We start from the raw sequence: 16300 nt of genomic DNA, 5'->3' as shown, positions 1-16300 counted from the left end.
GAAGCTTCAGAACAAGGAGAGCCCTTGGACTGGGGCTTTTTTGTTGTATAATGGGAATTGTATGTAAAGGGGGACATGAGATGCGCATTATGATTATTGGTGCAGGCTCCTTAGGACTGCTATTCGCTGCCAAGTTGTCTGCTTTTTGTGAACATATGACAGTCATTGCAAGAACGATAGAACAAGCAGATAAGCTAGATCAGATGGGGATCGAGTTGGATGGAACTGCAGAAGCAATTAAGACTACTCGTAATGGGGACATAGATTTTCGTTATTATATAGAAGAGGCAGAAACGGTTAAACTGTCTTTACATCATTTTGACTACATATTTCTCATGGTCAAACAGCCTGCGATTACACAAGAATTAATCAACAATTTGAAGTCCCAAATGTCTAAAGACACCTACTTAATTAGTTTTCAGAACGGAATAGGGCATGAAGAGAGGTTAGGAGAAGAGCTTGGGCGGGATCGCTTGCTGCTCGCTGTGACGACGGAAGGGGCTAGACGAGAGGGCTTAACAGCAGTTACTCACACCGGACATGGTATCAGTTATATAGGAACATCGGAAGATTCAGATCATTTTGTAAATTCAACACATATTTTGTTAGTTGAGATGCTTGAGAAGGCAGGATTTCATACAATGATGTCGAAGAACATGGATGTAAGGATTTGGAGCAAGCTGACGATAAATGCTGTAATTAATCCGCTTACGGCCATTTTACGTGTGAAAAACGGAGATCTGCTGCTTTCACCCTGGACGCTCTCCCTCATGAATAACCTTTACCAAGAAACTCGTATGGTGGCGACTGCCAAGGGGATTTTACTGCCTGATGATCTATGGGACACGCTGCTAAGTGTCTGTAAAGCCACTAACTTAAATCATTCATCTATGCTTCAGGATATTGAACAGTCCAGACGAACTGAGATCGATTATATTAACGGAAGCCTAGTAAAAATGGCAAAAGAATTAAATCTTGAGATTCCGACTCACCAAACCGTGTTCCAATTAGTGAAAGCCCTAGAATAAGTAGGTGAATTCTTGATGATGAATGTGTTAGCCAGTTGGATTTCTACGTTATATGCAGTCTTAGCAGTGGCACCGTTTATTACGTTTATCCTTTTGTGGTTTCTAGTCTTTGTTTTTCTTAGAGATAAGAAGATGACAACGAGACTTACCATGGACGTGACGACGTTATTTCTGTTAGGCTCTGTTTCATTGATGTGGAATCAATTGTTTCATACGAATTTTGGTTTCTGGCTAATTGCGCTCGTGCTGCTCATCGCTTTTGGGATCATTGGTGGTTATCAGACGCATTTGAAAGGAAAAACCGAATTATTAAAGGTCAGCAGGGTAGTTTGGAGGCTTAGTTTTCTGGGTCTATCAGCACTTTACATCCTGCTATTTTTCCTGCATATCGGGAAAAATTATATATTTTCGACCTAAGCAAGACGATTTTGTGGAAATAATGTGAATAAATCAATTTTTAGTGTATGTTTGTAATATTTATTTAAGAATTGTAGAAAATAACAATGAAATCCGTCTAGATTTTATTGACCGATGGTTGTATAATTAGAAACCGTATAGGACCTTTTTCTTCATATTATTTTAACAAAGGTGAATTAAAATTTTATCTTAGGTTGATGAAGATGAAATTAGTTCTGGACAAAGCATAGTTATATGTTATAATTCCTTGCGTGGAGTCTAGTAATTTTTTTTACCAGAGGTTCGAGTCAGATATACTGACACGTATGAAGCGGTTTCATTTGTTTTTGGGTTTAAGGTGTAAGGTTTATGTGAATAAAACTATCAAAACACCTAACCATAGATGTTTAGATACATATTTTAAAGGAGGAGTTTTATGAAAGCGACGAAATGGGTTTCTACAGCAGTAGCATTAACGCTTATGGGTAGTGTGGCAATTGGTTGTGCCAAAAAAGAGGAACCATCTGCTTCTCCGACTGGGGATACTAAAGGTACAACAGCTCCTGCGGCATCTAACAAACCGCAAGAAATTAAAATCAACTTTACTGCAGAGCCACCTGTTATGGATAGCTCCAAAGCAACAGCTAATGCTGCTTTCACATTCATTAGCGCATTTAACGAAGGTCTTTATCGTACTGACAAAGACGGCAAAGCAACTCCTGGACTTGCAAAAGATTTCCCTAAAATTTCTGCTGATGGTCTAACTTACACAATCGACATTCGCGACAATGCGAACTGGTCTGATGGTCAACCAGTAAAAGCACAAGATTTCGTTTATTCTTTCAAACGTACATTAGATCCAGCGACAAAAGGTCAATATAGCTTCGTAGTAGCTTGGATTAAAGGTGGAGAAGCTGTAACAAAAGCGAAAACACCTGAAGATGTTAAAAAAGCCCAAGATGCACTTGGCGTAAAAGCAATTAGCGACAAACAACTTGAAATTAAACTTGAGAAACCAGTTACCTTCTTTACACAAATGCTTGCGTTCGGAACTTTCTTGCCACAAAGAGAAGATTTCGTTACAAAAGCTGGCGATAAATATGGAGCAGAAGCTGATAAAGTAATTGGTGCAGGTCCATTTATTTTGAGCAAATGGGATCATGGCCAAACACTTGAACTTGTTAAAAACGAGAAATATTGGGACGCTGCTAACGTTAAACTTACGAAAGCAACTGTCAATATCGTAAAAGATACAAATACAGGACTTAACCTATATGAAACAGATGCAGCTGATTTGGCTGAAATCAACCGCGATCAACTTAAACTTTATGCAGGTAAACCAGATAACTTGCCTAAACCTGAGTTGACTAACTCTTACTTGATGTACCAAACGAAAAAAGTTCCTGCCTTGGCTAACAAGAAAATTCGTCAAGCTCTAGGTATGGCGATCGATCGTCAAGCTTATGTTGATACAGTTCTTGCTAACGGTTCTGTAGCATCTACAGGTCTAGTGCCTGGCGGTACTTCTGACGGTGCAGGCGGCGACTTCCGTAAATCTGCTGGCGAAACTCAACCTAAGTTCGATGCAGCTAAAGCAAAACAATTGCTTGCTGAAGGTTTGAAAGAAGCTGGTTTAACAGCTCTTCCTAAAATGAAAGTGAACGCGGATGATACAGAAACTGCGAAAAAATCACTTGAGTTCATCCTTGCACAATGGAAACAAAACCTTGGATACGAAGCAGAAGCGAACCCAGTTCCGCATGCATTGCGTATCGAGTTGTCCTCGAAGCATGACTTCGAAATCGTTCTTTCCCTATGGGGCGCGGATTACAACGATCCAATGACATTCTTAGATATGTGGGTAACTGGCGGAGAGTTTGATGAAGGCGACTACAGCAACCCGCAATATGACGCACTAATTAAGCAAGCTCAAGCAGAAGTCGATCCTTCCAAACGTGCGAAAGCAATGATTGATGCTGAGAAAATCCTGATGGATGATCAAGGTGTAGCACCACTTTACTTCCGTACACGTGCTTACTTGAAAAAACCTTCAGTTAACGGTTTGATTCTTCCATCATTTGGTCAAGAATGGGAACTGAAATGGACTAGTATTAAGTAATCAAAAGCTTCATAGTTAAGTTGTTACAAGAAGGGGCCGTTCGCACCTCGTGGAGCGGCCTCTTCTAAATTTCTAAGCAGTAGTTAATTTTAATAAAGGAGGAGCAATATGGTTAAGTTCATTCTTCGCCGTTTCTTATATGCGCTTATTACGTTATGGCTAATTGCATCATTTACATTCGTATTGATGAAAAACTTACCAGGTAATCCACTTGGAGAAGGCTCTGAACGGATTCCTAAAGCGACGAAAGAGATGCTGATGAAGCAATACGGTTTAGATAAGCCATTATGGGAACAGTACTTGACATTCATGAACAATATCATCCATGGCGATCTAGGAGCTTCCTATCAATTCCCTGCTCACAAAGTTACTGATATTATCAAACAAGCATTTCCTTCTTCACTAGAACTTGGGTTAATCTCTATCGCTATTGCTATTATTGCAGGTCTTGCTTTAGGGATTATTGCTTCCTTGAAGCATAATAAAGCAGGCGATTACACGGCCATGTTTATTGCGATTCTGGGTGTATCTATCCCATCATTTGTTCTTGGTCCATTGCTTTCTTATTATATCGGTGTTAAATGGGGTATTCTCCCTGCAGGATTATGGAAAGGTCCAAGCTATCGTATTTTACCATCACTTGCGCTTTCATTCGGAACCATTGCCATCTTGGCACGTTTGATGCGTACGTCCATGTTGGACGTTCTAAATCAGGATTACATTAAGACAGCTAAATCCAAAGGTTTAACCAATTTCACAGTAGTTGTTAAGCACACGATAAGAAATGCCATTTTACCAGTTATCACAATTATAGGTCCAATATTTGTAAACGTCATCACAGGAACGCTAGTTGTTGAACAAATTTTCTCTGTGCCAGGTTTGGGTAAACACTTTGTAACATCGGTTTATTCCAATGATTACACGATGATTTCTGGATTAACCATTTTCTACTCAAGCATTCTTATCTTAGTAATCTTTATTACAGACGTAGTGTATGGCTTTGTAGACCCTAGAATTCGTCTTGGGAAAGGCGGGAAATAAACAATGCAAACTCCAAATCAATCAACAGAGAATAACTACAAGTTTGCTCCCGTTTCAAATAAATCTCTAACTGGCGATAAAATTGTTAGACCATCGCTCAATTATTGGCAGGACGCTTGGAGACGACTTAAGAAAAATAGACTGGCTATGGCTGGCTTAATTATATTAGTTGCTTTAATCGTGTTTGCGATTATTGTTCCTTTTGTTTCAAGCTACGATTATCAGACTCAAAACTTAAAAGTAAAAAATGTGCCTCCAAGCGGAGAACATTGGTTTGGTACTGACGACTTCGGCCGCGATTTATGGACTCGCGTATGGTGGGGGACACGTATCTCATTATTCATTGGGATTATCGCAGCTATCATTGATTTGGTTATTGGTGTTATTTATGGCGGTATTTCTGCCTACTATGGCGGGAAAGTTGATGAAGTGATGCAGCGTACGATTGAAATCGTATATGCGATTCCTTTCTTGCTAATCGCCATTCTACTCATTATGGTTATCGGTTCTGGTATTCCATCTATTATTTTGGCTATGGCCATAACAGGTTGGGTTCCAATGGCGCGTTTGGTGCGTGGTCAAATGCTAACGTTGAAAGAGCAAGAGTTCGTGCTTGCCTCTCGTACACTTGGTGCATCACCAATGAGAATTATTATGCGCAGCTTGATTCCTAATGCGTTAGGTATCATCATCGTGCAAATTACGTTTGTTGTTCCAGCTGCTATCTTTACGGAAGCGTTCCTTAGCTTCATTGGTCTTGGTGTTAAGCCGCCGCTCGCATCGCTGGGTAACTTGCTATCTGACGGCGCCAACTATATCCGGTTATATCCGCATCGCCTTATTTTCCCGACTATTATTTTCAGCTTGATTCTTTTAAGCTTCAATTTACTCGGCGATGGGCTTCGTGATGCGCTTGATCCAAAAATGCGCAAGTAAGAAGGGGTGAATAATGATGAGCACCAATAACAATTTACTTGAAGTAAAAGATTTGAGAGTTTCTTTCCGGACGTATGCAGGAGAAGTTCAAGCTGTTCGCGGCGTATCTTTTTCTTTGAAAAAAGGTGAAGTGTTGGCGATTGTAGGTGAATCCGGTTGCGGTAAATCCGTTACGGCACAAACGCTCATGCGTTTAATTCCTACTCCGCCTAGTTATATAAAAAGCGGTTCTATCATGTTTGACGGGAAATTGGATATTACCAAGCTTTCCAACAGACAAATGGAGAAAATTCGTGGATCTGAAATGGGTATGATTTTCCAGGATCCGATGACTTCATTGAATCCGACGATGAAAGTCGGCGATCAAATTACTGAAGGTTTGATCAAACATGAAGGTTTGAGCAAAAAGGCTGCAACAGAGAAAGCGATTGAAATTCTTAAGCTTGTAGGCATTAACTCTCCAGAGGGCCGTATTCATCAATATCCGCATGAGCTCTCCGGTGGTATGCGTCAGCGTGTTATGATTGCTATCGCACTTGCTTGTTCGCCTAAACTGCTTATCGCGGATGAGCCAACAACGGCTCTTGATGTGACGATCCAAGCGCAAATCATTGATTTGATGAAGACGATCTCTGTTAAAACGGACTCATCTATTATCTTAATTACACATGACCTTGGTGTTGTAGCTGATATGGCTCAACGTGTTGTCGTTATGTACGCTGGGAAAATTATTGAACAAGGCACAGTAGATGAAATTTTCTACGAGCCGCAGCATCCATATACATGGGGCTTGCTTCGTTCAGTGCCGCGATTGGATACGAATAGCAATGAAGAGCTTGTGCCGATTCCGGGTACGCCTCCAGATCTATTCGCACCTCCAAAAGGTTGTGCATTTGCAGCTAGATGTCCATATGCTATGAATCATTGTTTGGAAGAAGATCCAGAGCATACTTCGATTTCTGAGACACACAGTGCCGCTTGCTGGCTGTTGCACCCAGATGCACCGAAGGTTGAACGTCCTGTAGGAGTGGGAGGTCATCAACATGTCTAAATCTAATCAACCTATTTTACAAATTCGTAACATGAAGAAGCATTTTAATCTTGGCAACGGTAAAATATTGAAAGCTGTTGACAATTTCTCCATAGAAATTAACCGCGGTGAAACATTTGGTCTCGTAGGGGAATCCGGATGCGGGAAATCGACCGCGGGTAGAACGATTATCAAGCTTTATGATGCAACAGAAGGCGAAGTTATTTTCGACGGTGAAGATGTTCATAAGTTGAAGGGCAAGAAGCTGAAAGATTTTAATCGGAATATGCAAATGGTATTCCAAGATCCTTACGCTTCCTTGAACCCTCGTATGACGGTTGGAAATATCATTGCTGAAGGTATTGATATTCATGGTTTGTACAAAGGCGCTAAACGTAAAGAGCGCGTGATGGAATTGCTTCGTGCCGTTGGTTTGAACGATGAGCATGCCAATCGTTTCCCGCATGAGTTTTCCGGCGGTCAGCGTCAACGTATCGGGATTGCCCGTGCACTTGCGATTGAGCCGAAATTTATTATTGCGGATGAACCGATCTCTGCATTAGACGTTTCCGTACAGGCTCAAGTTGTCAACCTGTTCAAGAGATTGCAGAAGGAAATGGGCTTGACTTACTTGTTTATCGCGCATGATTTGGCGATGGTTAAGCATATTTCCGATCGTATCGGCGTTATGTACCTTGGTAACCTCGTTGAGGTGACCACGTCAGACGCACTTTACGCGAAGCCGCTTCATCCTTACACACAATCGCTGCTTTCTGCGATTCCGATCCCAGATCCGGAAATTGAGCGTACACGTGAGCGCATTATTCTACAAGGTGATGTACCAAGTCCGCTTAATCCGCCTAGCGGATGTCCGTTCCGTACACGCTGTCCGCAAGCAATGCCGCAGTGTGCGGAATCGATGCCGCCATCCAAAGAAGTGGAACCAAATCACTTCGTAGCTTGTCATTTGTATTAAAATTGTCCAGCCGCCCCCGCAGGGGGCGGCTTTTTAACGTCCAATTGTAATTATTAAAAATACAGTTTTGACGATTGCTGACCTTACGTGTACAATCAAAGAATAGTCGTTTTATTTGGTATGAAGAGGAGACACTAGTCGCGTATGCAAATGGAAACTTTTCATTGGAAGAAAAATCAGAAGTTAGCGGAAGATTACATAGCTCAAACGGATAAAGCTAAAGCTTTGTATCCTTACCACTTTGGAAACTTGGAAGACTGGCAGTCCCGAGTGCAATGGTTAGATGAACCAAAGACCTCACTCCAAGTTGATCGAGGGCGCTTAGTTCAAGTTTTACAGCAATATAATAAGAGAATAGGAAATGCACGGGCTGCATTTGACCAAATCTCAGCATTGGCTGATAAGAATGCACTTGCCATTGTGGGTGGCCAGCAAGCCGGATTGTTCGGCGGTTCGCTGCTTGTTTTGTACAAAGCCATAACCATTGTTCAATTGGCGCGTGAATGGAGCGGGAAATTACAACGCCCAGTTGTGCCGATCTTTTGGATTGCTGGTGAGGATCATGATTTCGATGAAGTGAACCATACGTATACGCTATCGAATGCTCAGCATATTGAGAAAATCAAGGTTGATCATCCGACAGGGCGCCGCACATCCGTTAGTAGGCTGCCTATTGAACCTGAAGCATGGAAAGAGGCCTTGACGGCGTTAGATCAATCTCTAATGGATACAGAGTTTAAAGCTTCTCTAATTGCTAAGCTGGAGGGAATAACAGAGGATGGGGCGACATTATCTGAAGCTTTTGCTCGCTGGATGGCTATCCTCTTTGGCGAATACGGGCTTGTCCTCATTGATTCCGATGAACCTTCCCTACGAGCTTTGGAAGCGCCCATGTTTGAGAAGTTGATCCTTGAGAATGAAGCATTCTCTGGATCGTTACAGAAGAGTCAGGATGCTGCCTGGCAAGCAGGATATGAGAGTCAAGCTGAAATAAGCAAAGACGGAGCTAATTTGTTTGTATTTGCAGATGGACAGCGACTGCTGTTGCATCGTGAAGGTGAACGATTTACAGATAAGAAGCAGGACAATTGCTATACTAGACAGCAGCTTCAAGATTTAGCATTAACAATGCCTGAGAATTTGAGCAACAACGTGATGTCGCGGCCTCTGATGCAGGAATTTTTATTCCCTGTTCTGGCTACTGTTTTAGGACCGGGTGAGATTGCTTACTGGTCGCTGACGAAGCATGCTTTTGAACAGTTTGGCATGAAAATGCCGATCATAGCACCGCGAATGGAGTTTACTTTGATCGAGGGTACGGTTCAGAAGCAAATGAACAAATATGGTTTTACATTTGAAGACGTGCTTGAGCGCTTTGAGCACAAGAAGCAAGAATGGCTGGATGCGCAAGATACATTGCAATTGAATGAGCGCTTCGATGCCGTAAAATCGGATTTCAGTGTGAACTACGCGCCGCTTGTGAATTCTCTAGCCGCGATCAATCCCGGGGTTAAAAAGCTGGGAGAAACGAATCTGGAGAAAATCCTGGAGCAAATCGAATATTTGCGTAATAAAGCAGGAGAAGCATATAAGGCGCAATTCGATGCAGCGTTACGACAATTAGAACGCATAAGACTAACGATAGTACCGTTCGCCAAGCCGCAAGAAAGAGTGTATAATGGGTGTGCTTATATGAATCGGTATGGGAATGAATGGCTCCGAGATTTACTTGAGACACCAATTCCTGTGGATGGTTTGCATCGAATTTATTATTTATAGGAGGAGACTAACATGTCGACTGTAGAAAAAAGTATTGTGGCAGATATAGCATTAGCACCTGAAGGTCATTTGAAAATTGATTGGGTCCAGGCGCACATGCCTGTTTTGAATCGTATTCGTGAGCAATTTGAGAAGGAACAGCCTTTTAAAGGATTGAAAGTCGCTATTTCCTTACATTTAGAAGCGAAAACAGCCTATTTAGCAAAAGTAGTAAAAGCTGGTGGAGCTGAAGTAACGATTACGGGAAGCAATCCGCTATCAACACAAGATGACGTTTGTGCAGCGCTTGTTGAGGACGGTATTACCGTTTTTGCGAAGTACAATCCGAGTCCGGAAGAATACAAAGAGCTGCTAATTAAAGCGCTCGAAACGAAGCCTGACCTGATCATTGATGATGGCGGCGATTTGGTTTCTATTCTGCATTCCGAACGTAAAGATTTGGCTGTACAAGTTCGCGGCGGAGCTGAAGAAACAACAACAGGTATTCTTCGTCTGAAAGCGATGGAGAAAGAAGGAAAGCTTGAATTCCCGATGGTCGCGGTTAACGATGCCTTCTGTAAATACTTGTTCGATAATCGTTATGGAACAGGTCAATCCGTTTGGGATGGCATCAACCGTACAACTAATTTGGTTGTAGCTGGTAAAACTGTTGTTGTTGTCGGTTATGGCTGGTGTGGTAAAGGTGTGGCCATGCGTGCAAAAGGTTTGGGTGCGAATGTCATTGTAACCGAAATTGATGCAATTAAAGGTGTCGAGGCCTACATGGATGGCTTTGCTGTAATGCCAATGTTGGAAGCGGCGAAACTGGGAGATTTCTTCGTAACGGTTACGGGTAATCGTGATGTGATTCGTGGAGAGCACTACAAAGTAATGAAAGATGGCGCGATTCTATCGAATGCAGGTCACTTTGACGTTGAAGTAAACAAACCGGAACTTGAAGCAATGTCTTCTTCCAAGCGTACAGTAAGACGTAATATTGAAGAATACCAACTGACGGACGGTCGTAAAGTATACATTCTTGCTGAGGGACGTTTGGTTAACTTAGCTGCAGGCGACGGTCATCCGGCTGAAATTATGGATATGACATTTGCGCTGCAAGCTATGTCACTTAAATATGTAAATGATGAGTACAAGAAATTAGGCAAAACGGTTGTTAATGTACCTTATGTGCTGGATGAGCAAGTTGCTCGCTTCAAGTTGGAATCCCTTGGAACTAGCATTGACTCGTTGACAGAAGAGCAGAAGATGTACCTGGACAGCTGGGCGGAGCATTAAGATCTAGGGAGCTTTGGAGAGCTTTCAAAAGCTCTGGAGAACCTTTCAGACCACTTTGGAGTGGGCTGAGAGGTTTTCTTTTTTTTGTGTAAGGGCAACAACGGATTGGCTAAGGTTATTTTATCAGCAATTATTTGCTGAAGTGACTCGGTGACTTGCAACCTTTCCAACATAACCCCCGTTTATAGGGTGTATAACCTATATTTGGTAGCGAGGGGATGACAAGATGGGGGTCTTAAAAAGCGAAGGGAATTGTAGGTTCGTGCAGAGCAGCATTTCGGCTAACAAAACAAAGAGGTATAGATTTGATCGGGAGAAAATTTCTTTCCTGCTAGCAACATGTATACTATTGATTAGTCTGCTATCAGGCTGCAGTTCTTCAAAAAGTGACTCCTCGGCAGCATCATCAAAAGAAATGAAAATGGCTGCGACGAACGACGCTGTAAAGTCTGATTCGGCACTGTCAGTTGACGCTAAATCAGCGGCTCCCGCTGCTGCAGCTGCTGGAGGAAAAACAAGCAACGCAGATGCCTTGACCAAGTCAAAAGACGGAGCCGCTGAGCAAGCGCCTTCTGACGTAAAAAATGCACCGATCACGGTCATGCCAGCAACCGGAAGCGATGAAGCAGCGGGATTTAATCGTAAGTTAATCTACCGAGCTAACTTGGTCATGCCTGTAGATGACTACAGCAAGGCTCAGACGGCCCTCCGCGACCTGGTAGCGCTAAGTGGGGCTTACATTCTGCAGTTTTCGGAAAATGCGAATACGGGGGAACGAGGCGGGACATATACGATCAAAGTCGCAGCAAATGGGTTTGTCTCCTTGCTAGATGGCCTTGAGAAGATGAGTCCATCGCTGCAAAGGAATGTACAGGGGCAGGACGTCACAGAGGAGTATGTGGATCTTAATTCACGCCTCAAAGCAAAACAAATGGTTGAAACAAGATTATTGGGCTTTATGGAGAAGGCTTCAAAAACGGATGAGCTGCTTGCTTTCTCAAACGAGCTCTCCAAGGTACAAGAAGCGATTGAACAGATAAAGGGTCGAATAAGGTATTTAGATCAAAATGTCTCATTCTCGACGATTGAGCTTCGTATGTACCAGCAAACGGGAAATAAGCCGCTGTTATCTGATCCTAATAAGCTAACATTAGAGGAACGCATTCAAAAAGCATGGAATTCTAGCCTAAATGTACTAGTTGCTGTCATGCAAGGTATTCTCGTTTTCCTGGCAGCTGCATTCCCGATTCTCGTTATTGGCCTGTTGATTGGTGTACCGATCTGGGTATTCAGGCGCAAAAGAAATAAACAACTGCAAGAAATGCGATTACAGCTCAAAGATCAAAATGCTTCTTTAAACGCACTTGAAGATGAGAAACAAGGAACAAAAGACGCAGAATAGACCTAAAATTGAAAATAATTTTGAAAATCCTGCTCTCAAAGCAGGATTTCTTTTATTTTTAGCGAATATTGATTCAAATGTGGTGGAAAGTGGTACAAAGTGGAGGAAAAGGGGGCGCCATGCTATGTTCATGGGTGAATATCAACATAGCATCGACGAGAAAGGCCGAATGATCATCCCGGCCAAGTTTCGCGAAGCCCTCGGCGACTCATTTGTCATCACCCGCGGTCTGGATCAGTGCTTATTCGTTTATCCGCAATCGGAATGGGCGATACTCGAGCAGAAGCTCAAAGCACTGCCGTTAATGAAATCAGATGCGCGTGCCTTCACCCGGTTCTTCTTCTCCGGTGCTACGGAGTGTGACCTCGATAAACAAGGCAGAGCGAACATTCCAGGTAACCTTGTGGACCATGCCAAACTTGAAAAGGATTGTGTGGTTATCGGTGTTTCCAACCGAGTTGAGATTTGGAGTAAACAAATTTGGGAAAGCTATGCCAATGAATCCGAACAGTCATTCAATGAAATAGCTGAGAAACTCGTCGATTTTAATTTTGATTTATAGAGGTTTACGTAGAAAGCTTTGCTAAAGCAAAGCTCTTAGGAGGACACCAAGTGTTTCATCATGTGACGGTACTTAAGGAAGAATCTGTTGAGGGTTTACATATAAAGCCGGATGGCGTTTACGTGGATTGTACGATGGGCGGAGCAGGGCATAGTTCCCTGATTGCTTCTAAGTTAGGTCCTAATGGCTTGCTGATTGCTTTAGATCAGGATGAAGTCGCTCTAACGAATGCTCAAACTGTGCTAGCGCCTTACCTGGATCGCGTAAAAATCGTAAAAAGCAATTTCAGAGAGCTGGAGCAGGTGCTCCTGAATGAGCCTAGAGCACTTCGTGATGGCAAGCCGCAGGTGGATGGAATTCTCTTCGATCTTGGCGTGTCATCTCCTCAGCTTGATGAGGGGGATCGCGGTTTCAGCTACAACCATGATGCAGAGCTTGACATGAGGATGGATCGTTCGACGGCATTAACTGCCAAAACGATCGTTAATGAGTGGCCTGCTGACCAAATCGCACGAATTTTGTTCGAATATGGCGAAGAGAAGTTTTCCAGGCGGATCGCAGGCGTTATTGTAGAAGCTCGGAGCAAACAGCCCATTGAAACCACAGGTGAGCTGGTCGAGCTGATCAAAGAAGGTATTCCCGCTGCAGCGAGAAGGACCGGCGGTCATCCAGCGAAGCGAAGCTTCCAAGCGCTGCGTATCGCGGTGAACGATGAGTTAGGAGCTTTTGAAGAAGCACTGGAGCAATCACTCCGTTGTCTTGCCCCTCAAGGCAGAGTTGCTGTCATTACCTTCCATTCACTGGAAGATCGCATATGCAAACAGTTTTTTGTGAAAAACGTTGAAAAATGCACCTGTCCTTCGGATCTTCCATATTGCGTTTGCGAGAAGACCGGAGTTGTAAAATTAGTAACACGAAAACCAATTGTGCCAAGTGAACATGAGCTTGAAGTCAATCAAAGAGCAAGATCCGCGAAGCTGCGAATCGCTGAAAAGCTTTGACACAAAGGAGGAAATAAAATATGCCATCTTACATCCAAGGCAATTTGGCTCTCGATCCAAAACGTTCGGCTCCAGCACCTAAAGTGAAGATTAAAGAAACAACAAAGGTTGTTTATCGCAATAAAACGTTACCGACACAAGAGAAAATGCTATATTTATTCACAGTAATCCTTTGTGTCATTGTGGCGGGTGTTATTATCTGGCGTTACGCGGCTATTTATCAGATGAATGCTAATATTTTGAAAATGCAAAGTGATATTCGTGAAATGCAAGCTCAAAACAGTGCTTTGAAGCAAGAAGTAGAGAAACTGCAAAGTCCTGAACGTATGAAGGGTGAGGCTGTACGGCTTGGGTTTAATTTAGGAGATGAAAAGAAAATAAGTTTGGTCACTCCAGAGAAAACAAAATCAAATACAAGCAGTAGCAAAAATAATAAAGTAGTTTCTAAACCGTAATGGGCAGGTATTCCATATGACAAAAAAAATTAAGCTGCGATCTTTGCTAATTGGAGGGTTCTTCACCCTTCTTTTTGTTGTCCTCATTTCTAAAGTCTATTGGATTCAAGTGGTAGAAGCTTCATGGTTGCTTGGGGAGGCCGAGAAGAAATGGGAAACAGATAAGGTGATAGCCCCTGTTAGAGGAAGTATCCTGGACAGAAATAACAAAGTACTAGCCGTTGAAGCAACGTCGTATACCATTGCACTTAATCCCAAAATGATTGATGGCTATCATATCGCTGAGAATGTTACGCAAGGATTAGCGGAAATTTTGAAAGAGTCGGATGTAACGAAGCCTACGCTTGTCAATAAAATCCGTGAGCGGGCAACGAAAATGAAGCCGGATGGGTCGGATTTTGCTGTCTATACAGAGATTAGAAATGAAGGTTGGAAGATTGAGAAAGAGAAGGCAGATCAAGTTCGTGCGTTAATTTCAGAGCTTCAAACAAAACTCAAGTTAAACGCAAAAGCTAACGTAGGAATTAATATTTTAGAAGACAAGAAACGCTATTATCCAGGTGAAACACTAGCCTCTCACATTCTAGGGTATACGAATAAAGAAGGCGAAGCTGCGCTAGGATTAGAACTTAAATTAGACCAAACCCTTAAGGGGGTTCCCGGGATGTTAAGCTATGAGAAGGATGGAAAGGGTGTTGAACTTCCTGATTCCAAGATCAATTTCAAGCCAGCGCAAGACGGGAACAATGTGCGACTCACCATTGATAAAAATATTCAGTTTTATTTGGAAAACGCGCTCGCCAAAGTAAATGACAAGTGGCACCCGAAGAGCCTGACGGCGATTGCAGTTGATCCGCAAACGATGGAAATTCTGGGTATGGCCAATACGCCTACCTTTAACCCCAATACATATTGGACGATTAAAGATCAAAGTGACTTCAAAAACAATGCGGTAGCCTCTCGCTACGAACCAGGCTCTACGTTTAAACTAGTAACTTTAGCTGCTGCAGTAGAAGAGGGTCTATTTAATCCGAATGAGATGTACCAGTCCGGTAGTATTAAGGTTGAAGACAGAGAGCTTCATGACCATAACCGCGTTGGGTGGGGGAAAATATCTTTCTTAGATGGCCTTAAGCGCTCTAGTAACGTGGCCTTCGTTAAATTGGGTTACGAGAAACTAACTTCTCCAAAGTTGAAAGAATACATTAACAAATTTGGGTTCGATCAAAAAACGAATATTGATATGCCGAATGAAGTTTCGGGTTTAATCGATATGAAATATCCATCTGAGTTTGCGACAGCAACGTATGGACAAGGAAAGGTCGTTGTTACAGCCATTCAACAAACAGCCGCTTATGCTGCGATGGCTAACGGTGGTAAATTGATGTGGCCGCACATTGTTAAGGATATTGTCGATCCGAAAACAGGGAAAAGCATTCAGTCTTTTGCGCCACAAGTCGTTAGGCAAGTCGTAAGTGAAAAGACAGCTAGTCTAGTAAGCGGATATTTAGAACAAGTTGTATCTGACCAAGAAATTGGTACAGGTAAGCTTGCTTTTATGGAGGATTACCGCGTCGCAGGAAAGACAGGGACAGCTAACTTAGTCCTTCCCGGTGAAAAGACCTATTCCACGGATTCGTGGGTTATATCTTTTATTGGGTACGCTCCTGTTGAAAATCCTCGTATCTTAGTTACGTTAATCGCTGATCAACCTGATCTTGGCGGTAACTATCACTTAGGAGGGCAGGTATTAGCTCCTGCTTTTAAAGAAATTGTTGGTGAATCGCTGCAATATATGGGCGTAGCTTCGAATAAGCAAACTAAAATGGTGCCGAAAGAAGCGAATAAGCTAACTGTGCCTAATTTTACAGATGTGACAGCAGAAAGCGCCAAGGCTACAGCTAAAGAGAGCGGTTTGTCACTTGAGGTTTTCGGTAAGGGAGCCAAGGTTGTTGATCAATTTCCGAAAGCAGGTACAGAAATCTTATCTACACAACGAATATATGTGGCGATGCAAACTGTTGACGAAATGCCGCTGCCTAACTTGGTTGGTAGATCACTTCGAGATGCCGTTGAAGCCTGCTCCTTCTTTAAAGTAGAATGCCAAACTTCCGGTGAAGGATATGTCTCGGATCAGGCCACTACGGGGGAAGGCGAGGGAAGAAGTGTGACGTTGCAGCTTAAACCACTAAGTGATAAATCTTCAACTGCAAGTTCATCAACACCTACACCGACGCCAACACCAACGTCGAATACGAAAACAGAAGCACAGCGGTCTACGGCCAAAAAGACGCCTTAAT

Annotated in this window: 14 protein-coding genes; all 14 read left to right on the top strand. The window is 42.8% G+C overall.

Annotation, left to right across the window (positions count from 1 at the left end; genetic code table 11):
* Positions 1-80: 80 nt before the first annotated feature.
* The 14 genes from ASD40_RS09510 to ASD40_RS09445 all read left to right on the top strand — a co-directional run bounded on the left by ASD40_RS09510 (position 81) and on the right by ASD40_RS09445 (position 16299).
* Positions 81-1028: a ketopantoate reductase family protein gene (locus ASD40_RS09510; RefSeq protein WP_057303065.1), complete on the top strand. Its 948-nt coding sequence runs from the start codon at positions 81-83 to the stop codon at positions 1026-1028.
* 15 nt (positions 1029-1043) lie between these two features.
* The gene (locus ASD40_RS09505) at positions 1044-1445 is read left to right on the top strand and encodes a DUF3397 domain-containing protein (protein ID WP_057303064.1); all 402 of its coding nucleotides are present in this window, start codon (positions 1044-1046) and stop codon (positions 1443-1445) included.
* Positions 1446-1860: 415 nt separating this feature from the next.
* A complete protein-coding gene (locus tag ASD40_RS09500) occupies positions 1861-3543 on the top strand; it encodes a peptide ABC transporter substrate-binding protein (RefSeq protein WP_057303063.1) in 1683 nt (560 codons plus the stop codon).
* A 108-nt stretch (positions 3544-3651) separates the two neighbouring features.
* Positions 3652-4584, top strand: a complete 933-nt coding sequence (locus tag ASD40_RS09495) for an ABC transporter permease (RefSeq protein ID WP_057303062.1) — start codon at positions 3652-3654, stop codon at positions 4582-4584.
* A 3-nt stretch (positions 4585-4587) separates the two neighbouring features.
* Positions 4588-5520, top strand: a complete 933-nt coding sequence (locus ASD40_RS09490) for an ABC transporter permease (protein ID WP_057303061.1) — start codon at positions 4588-4590, stop codon at positions 5518-5520.
* 13 nt (positions 5521-5533) lie between these two features.
* Positions 5534-6571: an ABC transporter ATP-binding protein gene (locus ASD40_RS09485; RefSeq protein ID WP_057303060.1), complete on the top strand. Its 1038-nt coding sequence runs from the start codon at positions 5534-5536 to the stop codon at positions 6569-6571.
* A complete protein-coding gene (locus ASD40_RS09480; protein ID WP_057303059.1) occupies positions 6564-7526 on the top strand; it encodes an ABC transporter ATP-binding protein in 963 nt (320 codons plus the stop codon). Before ASD40_RS09485 ends, ASD40_RS09480 begins: the two co-directional genes overlap by 8 nt.
* A gap of 144 nt (positions 7527-7670) precedes the next feature.
* A complete protein-coding gene (gene bshC / locus ASD40_RS09475) occupies positions 7671-9305 on the top strand; it encodes a bacillithiol biosynthesis cysteine-adding enzyme BshC (protein ID WP_057303058.1) in 1635 nt (544 codons plus the stop codon).
* A 12-nt stretch (positions 9306-9317) separates the two neighbouring features.
* On the top strand, positions 9318-10580 hold the full coding sequence (locus tag ASD40_RS09470) for an adenosylhomocysteinase (RefSeq protein WP_057303057.1): 1263 nt from the start codon (positions 9318-9320) through the stop codon (positions 10578-10580).
* A gap of 226 nt (positions 10581-10806) precedes the next feature.
* The gene (locus ASD40_RS09465; RefSeq protein WP_057303056.1) at positions 10807-11982 is read left to right on the top strand and encodes a DUF4349 domain-containing protein; all 1176 of its coding nucleotides are present in this window, start codon (positions 10807-10809) and stop codon (positions 11980-11982) included.
* A 124-nt stretch (positions 11983-12106) separates the two neighbouring features.
* Positions 12107-12544 carry a division/cell wall cluster transcriptional repressor MraZ gene (mraZ, locus tag ASD40_RS09460; RefSeq protein ID WP_029196525.1) on the top strand — a complete coding sequence of 146 codons (438 nt, stop codon included), beginning with the start codon at positions 12107-12109 and terminating at the stop codon, positions 12542-12544.
* A gap of 50 nt (positions 12545-12594) precedes the next feature.
* Complete coding sequence (gene rsmH / locus ASD40_RS09455; RefSeq protein ID WP_057303055.1) at positions 12595-13545, top strand: 16S rRNA (cytosine(1402)-N(4))-methyltransferase RsmH; 951 nt, start codon at positions 12595-12597, stop codon at positions 13543-13545.
* Between the two features lie 20 nt (positions 13546-13565).
* A complete protein-coding gene (locus ASD40_RS09450) occupies positions 13566-14000 on the top strand; it encodes a septum formation initiator family protein (RefSeq protein WP_063870748.1) in 435 nt (144 codons plus the stop codon).
* A gap of 16 nt (positions 14001-14016) precedes the next feature.
* A complete protein-coding gene (locus ASD40_RS09445; RefSeq protein ID WP_063870747.1) occupies positions 14017-16299 on the top strand; it encodes a penicillin-binding transpeptidase domain-containing protein in 2283 nt (760 codons plus the stop codon).
* Position 16300: the final 1 nt, after the last annotated feature.

It is taken from the genome of Paenibacillus sp. Root444D2, from assembly GCF_001426375.1.
Taxonomy (GTDB): Bacteria; Bacillota; Bacilli; order Paenibacillales; family NBRC-103111; genus Paenibacillus_E.
This window is presented reverse-complemented; position numbering and strand designations above follow the sequence as displayed.

Coding starts and splice junctions, on each gene's coding strand:
- ASD40_RS09510 (WP_057303065.1), top strand. CDS start 81: ATGCGCATTATGATTATTGGTGCAGGCTCCTTAGGACTGCTATTCGCT.
- ASD40_RS09495 (WP_057303062.1), top strand. CDS start 3,652: ATGGTTAAGTTCATTCTTCGCCGTTTCTTATATGCGCTTATTACGTTA.
- ASD40_RS09490 (WP_057303061.1), top strand. CDS start 4,588: ATGCAAACTCCAAATCAATCAACAGAGAATAACTACAAGTTTGCTCCC.
- ASD40_RS09480 (WP_057303059.1), top strand. CDS start 6,564: ATGTCTAAATCTAATCAACCTATTTTACAAATTCGTAACATGAAGAAG.
- ASD40_RS09505 (WP_057303064.1), top strand. CDS start 1,044: ATGATGAATGTGTTAGCCAGTTGGATTTCTACGTTATATGCAGTCTTA.
- mraZ (WP_029196525.1), top strand. CDS start 12,107: ATGTTCATGGGTGAATATCAACATAGCATCGACGAGAAAGGCCGAATG.
- ASD40_RS09450 (WP_063870748.1), top strand. CDS start 13,566: ATGCCATCTTACATCCAAGGCAATTTGGCTCTCGATCCAAAACGTTCG.
- ASD40_RS09500 (WP_057303063.1), top strand. CDS start 1,861: ATGAAAGCGACGAAATGGGTTTCTACAGCAGTAGCATTAACGCTTATG.
- bshC (WP_057303058.1), top strand. CDS start 7,671: ATGCAAATGGAAACTTTTCATTGGAAGAAAAATCAGAAGTTAGCGGAA.
- ASD40_RS09470 (WP_057303057.1), top strand. CDS start 9,318: ATGTCGACTGTAGAAAAAAGTATTGTGGCAGATATAGCATTAGCACCT.
- ASD40_RS09445 (WP_063870747.1), top strand. CDS start 14,017: ATGACAAAAAAAATTAAGCTGCGATCTTTGCTAATTGGAGGGTTCTTC.
- ASD40_RS09485 (WP_057303060.1), top strand. CDS start 5,534: ATGATGAGCACCAATAACAATTTACTTGAAGTAAAAGATTTGAGAGTT.
- ASD40_RS09465 (WP_057303056.1), top strand. CDS start 10,807: ATGGGGGTCTTAAAAAGCGAAGGGAATTGTAGGTTCGTGCAGAGCAGC.